This is a genomic window from Natronospira sp. (genome assembly GCF_007134575.1).
GTDB lineage: Bacteria > Pseudomonadota > Gammaproteobacteria > Natronospirales > Natronospiraceae > Natronospira > Natronospira elongata.
In genome coordinates, this window is sequence record NZ_SLKM01000088.1 from 1 (window position 1) to 6,922 (window position 6,922).

The window sequence follows — 6,922 nt, forward strand, 5'->3', positions numbered from 1 at the left end:
AAAAAACACCTGCCACCGCCTGCCTCCATCGGTGGAGTATTCCCAGCGTTGGTGAATCTCGCCGATTTCAAACAGAAGCTCATAGACGATGCGGTGGAGGATCTGCCCCTGGTCGCTTTCCTGGGCACCAGTGAAGACCATATTGCCATTCTGACGCTGGCCATCCAGCTCCAGCATCAGGCCGTCACTGTCGGACCAGACCATGCGCCACCGCTCACCCCCGTCACGGGCGGTGAACATGGCTTCCCCTTCCAGGCCGTCCTGCCCCTGCCACCGCTCCCGAATGGCACAACCCCCGGCCCCTTCCCGGATTTCGCTATAACCCAGCACATTGCCCTGCTGATCCGCCACCATCCAGTCCCCCGCCATGTAATCCATCACCGTCACCACATCCCCACGACAGGCAAGGGCGTGGGTGGGTAGGAGGAAGGCCAGAAACATCAAAACGAGCAACGACTGCTTCATGGTGCGGGGCTCCGAATCCGGCTGCGAGCTGCGAGCTGCGAGCTGCGAGCTGCGAGCTTCCAATGATACAACTCTAGACTCAGGTTTCACTCCCCGGTTCATGCATGCCACGGCGGAAATTCATCGGCAGCCATCTCTCAATAAGCACGCCCCGGCTCGCCGCTCGTAGCTCGTAGCTCGAAGCTGAAATAAAAAGAAGGGGCCAAAAGGCCCCTCCGGGAATCTCCGTAAGGAGGTTCCTATTCATTTCTTCATCATCATGAAGAATTCCTGGTTTTGCTTCGTATTCTTCATCTTGTCGATCAGGAACTCGATTGCCTGGATTTCATCCATGGGATGCAGGAGCTTGCGCAGAATCCACATGTGCTGCAGCTCATCCTGGGAAACCAGCAACTCCTCGCGACGGGTGCCGGAACGGTTGAAGTCGATGGCCGGGAAGATCCGCTTCTCGGCAATTCGACGGTCCAGGTGCAGTTCCATGTTGCCGGTGCCCTTGAACTCTTCGTAGATCACGTCATCCATGCGTGAACCGGTTTCCACCAGGGCCGTGGCAATGATGGTCAGGCTGCCGCCTTCTTCAATGTTACGGGCGGCCCCGAAGAAGCGCTTGGGCCGCTGCAGGGCGTTGGCGTCCACACCACCGGTGAGCACCTTGCCGGAGGAAGGCACCACGGTGTTGTAGGCCCGGGCCAGACGAGTGATGGAGTCCAGCAGGATCACCACGTCCTTCTTGTGCTCCACCAGGCGCTTGGCCTTTTCAATTACCATTTCGGCCACCTGCACATGACGGCTGGCCGGCTCGTCGAAGGTGGAGGACACCACTTCACCCCGGACCGAGCGACTCATCTCGGTGACTTCTTCCGGGCGTTCGTCGATCAGCAGCACAATCAACTGGGAGTCGGGATTGTTGTTGGTGATCGACTGGGCGATGTTCTGCAGGATCATCGTCTTACCCGCCTTGGGCGGGGAAACGATCAGGCCACGTTGGCCCTTGCCGATGGGCGAGGCCATGTCGATGATCCGTGCGGTAATGTCCTCGGTACTGCCGTTGCCCTGCTCCATGACCAGACGCTCCTTGGGAAACAGGGGCGTCAGGTTCTCGAACAGGACCTTGTTCTTGGCCGCTTCGGGCTTGTCGAAATTGATCTGCTGCACCTTGAGGAGGGCGAAATAGCGTTCGCTCTCCTTGGGCGGACGGATTCGCCCGGCAATGGTGTCGCCGGTGCGCAGATTGAAGCGGCGGATCTGGCTCGGGGAGACGTAGATATCATCGGGCCCGGCCATGTAGGAGCTGTCAGCGGAGCGCAGGAAACCAAATCCATCCTGCAGAATCTCCAGCACCCCATCGCCGTAGATCTCTTCCCCGTTTTTGGCGTGCGCTTTGAGGATGGAAAAGATCACATCCTGCTTGCGGCTACGCGCCATGCCTTCAATGCCCATTTCCTGGGCGATATCGAGCAGCGCCTTGGCAGGTTTCTTCTTGAGTTCGGTCAGATTCATTGTGCTTCTTTGGTTGGCAGGGCCGGCCGCGGTAAGCCGGTGGCCCGGTACGCGGCCGGCCCCGTGATTACAGGTTGGTGTCGATGAATGCGGTCAGTTGAGACTTGGACATGGCACCCACTTTCTGGGCTTCCACGCTGCCGTTCTTGAACAGCATCAGCGTGGGGATACCCCGGATACCGTATTTCGGCGGAGTCTTCGGGTTCTCGTCAATGTTCAGCTTGACGATCTTGAGCTTGCCGCTGTACTCACCGGCGAGCTCGTCCAGAACCGGCGCGATCATCTTGCAGGGACCGCACCATTCGGCCCAGTAGTCCACCAGCACGGGAACATCCGATTCCAGCACATCATCCTGGAATTTGTCATCCGAAGTATAAACAATCTCGTTACTCACGATATGGGCCTCCAATCAAGCCAGAGAAAACAAAAAAGGGAACCGCCTGTGTGCGATGCCGAAGAAAAACCGGCAGACGATATGAAATCCTGTCGAATTATGGGCGGAAACGCCAGCCGGCATCGAATTTGACTATTCTCGGCGCCTGGTGTGACGCGGCCAGCAACATAAGGCACAATAATGACGCCCGATTACAGCCGCTCGAGGCTTCCGCAAGATACTGGGTGTGCTGAAATCCTCGCGGGATGCGAGCTTTCGCAGATCATTAGGCCCTATTGGAGCCCATTCGGGCACAGATTTCAAGCCCGCGGCTGCATTCGCCGTGCGCCATTTTTCCACAGCTGGACATGACAAGCATGCAAACCCACCTCAGCGAGACCCGTTTCGACAGCCTGAAGTTGGCAGAGCCCCTGAAAAAAGCCATAGAAGAGGCCGGTTTCGACCGCTGCACCCCCATCCAGGCGGAAACCCTGCCGCTGGCCCTGGCGGGCCGGGACGTGGCCGGTCAGGCCCAGACCGGCACCGGCAAGACCGCCGCCTTCCTGCTGGCCCTGTTCAATCATCTGCTGAGCAATCCGGCCCCGGCCGAGCGCCGGGCCAACCAGCCCCGTGCCCTGGTGCTGGCACCCACCCGGGAGCTGGCAGTCCAGATCCACAAGGACGCCGAGGCCCTGGGCCGACATACCGGCCTGCGCCTGGGGCTGGTGTATGGCGGCGCCGGCTATGAGCAGCAGCGCAAGCAGCTCGAGGATGGGGTGGATGTGCTGATCGGCACCCCGGGGCGGCTGATCGATTATTTCAAGCAGCGGGTCTTCGACCTGCGCGCGGCCCAGGTGGCGGTCCTGGATGAGGCGGACCGCATGTTCGACATGGGCTTCATCAAGGACATTCGCTACATCCTGCGCAAGCTGCCCCATCCGGAAAAGCGGCTGAACATGCTGTTCTCCGCCACCCTCTCCTACCGGGTGATGGAGCTGGCCTATGAGCACATGAACAACCCCACTTCGGTGAAGGTGGACGCCGATCAGGTCACCGCCGACCGGGTCCGCCAGACCGTTTACATGCCCGCCAGCGACGAAAAGGTCAGGCTGCTGGTGGGGCTGCTCCGGCGCATGGACCCGCGCCGCACCATGGTCTTCGTGAACATGAAGCGGACCGCCGAGGATCTCTGCGCCTGGCTGGAGGGCAACGATTTCCATGCCCAGGTCCTCTCCGGCGATGTGCCTCAGCGGAAGCGTCTGTCCCTGCTCAAGCAGTTCGAGACCGGCGAACTGCCCATCCTGATCACCACCGACGTGGCCGCCCGGGGCCTGCACATTCCCGACGTCAGTCACGTATTCAATTTCGACCTGCCCCAGGACGCGGAGGACTATGTCCACCGCATCGGGCGCACCGCTCGCGCCGGGGCCGAGGGTGACGCGATCAGCTTTGCCTGTGAAACCTGGGCCATGTCGCTGCCGGAAATCGAGGACTACATCGAGCAGCAACTGCCCAAGGAGACCCAGCACGATCAGCTCCTGGTGGAACTCAAGCCGCGCGCCCCGATCAAGCGGCGCCCAGGTGGTCCGGGTGGCAGGAAAAAGGCCGGTGGTCGTGGTGGCCGTGGACGCAGCGGTGGCAGGCGTGGCGGCGGCCGCCGGGGCTCGGGCAGCCACAAGGGCGGCAATGACTGAGCGACGCCGCATCTGGGAGGAGACCGAGACCGTCCTGCTGGACATGGACGGCACCTTGCTGGATCTGGCCTTTGACAATCGTTTCTGGCTGGAGCGGGTACCCCGCCGCCATGCCGAGCAGCAGGGCCTGGATTTCGACACCGCCCTGGCCGACCTCAAGCAACGCATGAACCGGGTGAACGGCCAGCTGCAGTGGTACTGTCTTGATTACTGGAGCGAGGCTCTCGGTTTCGACCTGGAAGCGCTCAAGCGCCAGTGTGACTCGGAGATTCGACTCCTCCCCGGCGTGGAGCACTTTCTCGACGATCTTACCGCCAGTGGCCGGCGGGTGGCCATCGCCACCAATGCCCACCCCCAGGTGCTGGCCATCAAACTGGCCCGCACCGGTCTCGATCGCCTGGTGCCTGAAATCCATACCGCCCATGAGTTCGGCGCCGCCAAGGAATCCCCCCTGTTCTGGCAACGCCTGGAGGCGGAGATGGGCTTCGCGCCGGCCCGTACCTTGTTCGTGGACGACTCCCTGCCGGTGCTGGCCTCGGCCCGTGACCACGGCATTGCCCATCTGACCGCCGTGGCCCGCCCGGCCAGCGATCAGCCGCCCCGACCGATCAGCGATTTTCCTGCCGTCGACGCCATCCCGGAGCTGGGCCCGGTCCCGCCCCGGGATCAATGACATCCCCCGGCATCGGGCATGACGGGGTTGGCACCGGCCGCTAGTCGCCCTCCCCCAGGACTTTGCTCAGAAAGTCATCCAGACCCGAGACATAGACCTCGCGACTGTCGAGAAAGCCGGTGTTGTGGCCGCCCCGCAGGGTCAGGAACTGCTTGGGCTCATTGGCCGCCTGGTAAACGGCGCGGCCCTGCTGGAAGGGAATGATCTCGTCATCCTCGCTGTGAATTACCAATACCGGGGCTTCAAGGTTCTGCACGTAGTCCTCGGTGGGATAGTCCATGCGCGCCAGCCAGCGGGCCGGCAGGAAGGGATAGACCGTCTGCGCCATGTCAGGTACGGAGCGGAAACTGGATTCCAGGATCACCCCGGCCGGTGTCACGGTCTGCCCCAGCCAGGCGGCTACCCCTGAACCCAGGGAGCGCCCGAACAGCACCACCTCCCCCGCCGGCACGCCCCGCTCCTCCAGCAGATGATCCCAGGCCGCTCGGGCATCCTGATAGAGGCCGGCTTCCGACGGTCGGCCCTCACTCTGGCCGTAACCGCGGTAATCCAGTATCAGAACGGACAGGCCGAGATTGCGGAAAATCTCGATGGAATGCAGGCGATGGGAGATATTGCCCGCATTGCCATGAAAGAAGATCAGGCTGCCCCGCGCCTCCGGGGCCGGCACCCACCAGGCATGCAAACGGGTGCCATCCTCGGCAATCAGCTCCAGGTCCTCATACTCCCAGCCCCGGTCCGCCGGGCTGGCCTGCAGCTCCCGCCCCGGCATGGACGGCAGATAGAGCAGGCGATCCTGAAACAGCCACATCAGGACCAGAATCCCGAGATAAACCCCAATGGCCATCAGCAATAATCTCAACATGGTCTGCTCCCAAGTACTGTCCTGGCGCGGAACCGGCCCCGGTGACCCCGGGTCCAATGTGATTCAGCCAGCATCATGATGCCATGTCATGCCGGGAGGGCATCGAATGCGATTGTTTGCCTGTCTGCTGATCGGCCTGCTCACCAGCCTGTCGATGACCGCCGAGGCCGGATTCCGCTGTGACGGCAAGATCGTCAAGCGCGGGGACCGGATGTTCGAGGTCCGCGAACTCTGTGGCGAGCCGGATGTGGTGGTTCCCCTGCACAGCGTCTACACCATCCGCTACGGCCATGTTCCGACTCGCGAGGAATGGCAGTACAACCTCGGCCCCCACCGGCTGATGCGCTTTCTGCGCTTCCAGGATGGCCGTCTGACCCAGGTTCGCACCGGCCGCCACGGCTTCCGGCCGGGCAATGGGGCCTGCAGTCCCGGTCAGATTGAATCCGGCATTACCCAGATGGAGCTGCTCTCCAAATGTGGCAAGCCGAGGGAAAAGGAGCTGCGCATCACCGGCGTTCACTATCGAACCGAGCGGGACGGGCGAGTTTATCGGGCGGGAATGCCGGCGGAGGACTGGATCTACGACTTCGGGCCGCGGCGCTTTATCCGCATTGTCACGCTGATCAACGGGCGCGTGGTCAATATCGAGACCAGCTCGCGCCGTGGCAGCCGCTCAGCGTCCTAGACTGCCGTTCGACGGCGGCGCCAGTTCCAGAGCGCGGCCATCAACACGGTCATCACCAATACCAGCAACGCCGGCAGGCGGGCCGGTTCGGGCAGCAGGGAAACCGAGCCCATGGCCAGAAAACCCAGCAGAAGATAGCCAAGCACCCAGACAAAAACCGAAATCAGATTGGCGACAATGAATCGCCGCGGCGCCATGCGAACCATGCCGGCCACCGCCGGCATCAGCGGCCGCAAGGGCTTGGTGAAACGGGCGAGGAAAATGCTGCGACTGCCATAGCGGCGAAAGAACAGGCGGCCACGGCTGATCAGGTCCGGGCGTCGGGTGAAAGGCCAGATCTGACTGAGACGCTCCCGGTAGCGGCGGCCAAACCAGTAGTTCAGGCTGGCACCCAGGAAGGCACCGGACAGGGCGGCGATGGCCACGGGAAGAGGGTGGAGAACGTCAGCGGCAATCAGGCCACCGGCAATGATCAGCAGCAGCACTGCCGGAATGAACCAGCCGATGAGTATCAAGGACTCCAGCAGGATCAGGACAAAGATCAGAACCGAGGCCAGCAGGTAATGGGTGCGCATCCACTGCCCCAGGTCCGTCATCATCAACTCATGCATGCATCCCGTCCTTTGCTCGGCCGACCGGACATTGTAATCTTTTTTCCCTCACGTTC

The 6,922-nt window shown here is 61.9% G+C and carries 8 protein-coding genes; 3 read left to right on the forward strand and 5 right to left on the reverse strand.

Annotated elements, in window-relative coordinates:
- From ACJWXQ_RS03445 to trxA, 3 genes are all read right to left on the reverse strand, one after another.
- Positions 1-465 (reverse strand): hypothetical protein (locus ACJWXQ_RS03445; protein ID WP_406672149.1); only part of this gene is annotated, 465 nt, incomplete at its 3' end.
- 243 nt (positions 466-708) lie between these two features.
- Complete coding sequence (gene rho / locus ACJWXQ_RS03450) at positions 709-1,965, reverse strand: transcription termination factor Rho (protein WP_346052667.1); 1,257 nt, start codon at positions 1,963-1,965, stop codon at positions 709-711.
- Positions 1,966-2,032: 67 nt separating this feature from the next.
- Entirely contained in the window at positions 2,033-2,359 is a 327-nt protein-coding gene (gene trxA / locus ACJWXQ_RS03455; RefSeq protein ID WP_346052668.1) for a thioredoxin TrxA, read from the reverse strand.
- 356 nt (positions 2,360-2,715) lie between these two features.
- On the opposite strand from trxA, the gene rhlB reads away from it, so the two are divergent.
- On the forward strand, positions 2,716-4,032 hold the full coding sequence (gene rhlB / locus ACJWXQ_RS03460; RefSeq protein WP_406672150.1) for an ATP-dependent RNA helicase RhlB: 1,317 nt from the start codon (positions 2,716-2,718) through the stop codon (positions 4,030-4,032).
- Positions 4,025-4,705 carry a GMP/IMP nucleotidase gene (gene yrfG, locus ACJWXQ_RS03465; protein ID WP_346052670.1) on the forward strand — a complete coding sequence of 227 codons (681 nt, stop codon included), beginning with the start codon at positions 4,025-4,027 and terminating at the stop codon, positions 4,703-4,705. Before rhlB ends, yrfG begins: the two co-directional genes overlap by 8 nt.
- A 40-nt stretch (positions 4,706-4,745) precedes the next feature.
- On the opposite strand, the gene ACJWXQ_RS03470 is transcribed toward yrfG, so the two are convergent.
- Positions 4,746-5,570, reverse strand: coding sequence for an alpha/beta hydrolase (locus ACJWXQ_RS03470; protein WP_406672151.1), 825 nt, complete (start codon positions 5,568-5,570; stop codon positions 4,746-4,748).
- 106 nt (positions 5,571-5,676) lie between these two features.
- Here ACJWXQ_RS03470 and ACJWXQ_RS03475 point away from each other — a divergent pair, with 106 nt between their 5' ends.
- On the forward strand, positions 5,677-6,255 hold the full coding sequence (locus ACJWXQ_RS03475) for a DUF2845 domain-containing protein (RefSeq protein ID WP_406672152.1): 579 nt from the start codon (positions 5,677-5,679) through the stop codon (positions 6,253-6,255).
- Here the strand turns inward: ACJWXQ_RS03475 and ACJWXQ_RS03480 are convergent.
- Positions 6,252-6,866 carry a DedA family protein gene (locus ACJWXQ_RS03480; RefSeq protein ID WP_406672153.1) on the reverse strand — a complete coding sequence of 205 codons (615 nt, stop codon included), beginning with the start codon at positions 6,864-6,866 and terminating at the stop codon, positions 6,252-6,254. The two genes, ACJWXQ_RS03475 and ACJWXQ_RS03480, sit on opposite strands and share 4 nt — an antisense overlap.
- Positions 6,867-6,922 lie beyond the last annotated feature (56 nt).

Coding starts and splice junctions, on each gene's coding strand:
- rho (WP_346052667.1), bottom strand. CDS start 1,965: ATGAATCTGACCGAACTCAAGAAGAAACCTGCCAAGGCGCTGCTCGAT.
- rhlB (WP_406672150.1), top strand. CDS start 2,716: ATGCAAACCCACCTCAGCGAGACCCGTTTCGACAGCCTGAAGTTGGCA.
- yrfG (WP_346052670.1), top strand. CDS start 4,025: ATGACTGAGCGACGCCGCATCTGGGAGGAGACCGAGACCGTCCTGCTG.
- ACJWXQ_RS03470 (WP_406672151.1), bottom strand. CDS start 5,570: ATGTTGAGATTATTGCTGATGGCCATTGGGGTTTATCTCGGGATTCTG.
- ACJWXQ_RS03475 (WP_406672152.1), top strand. CDS start 5,677: ATGCGATTGTTTGCCTGTCTGCTGATCGGCCTGCTCACCAGCCTGTCG.
- ACJWXQ_RS03480 (WP_406672153.1), bottom strand. CDS start 6,866: ATGCATGAGTTGATGATGACGGACCTGGGGCAGTGGATGCGCACCCAT.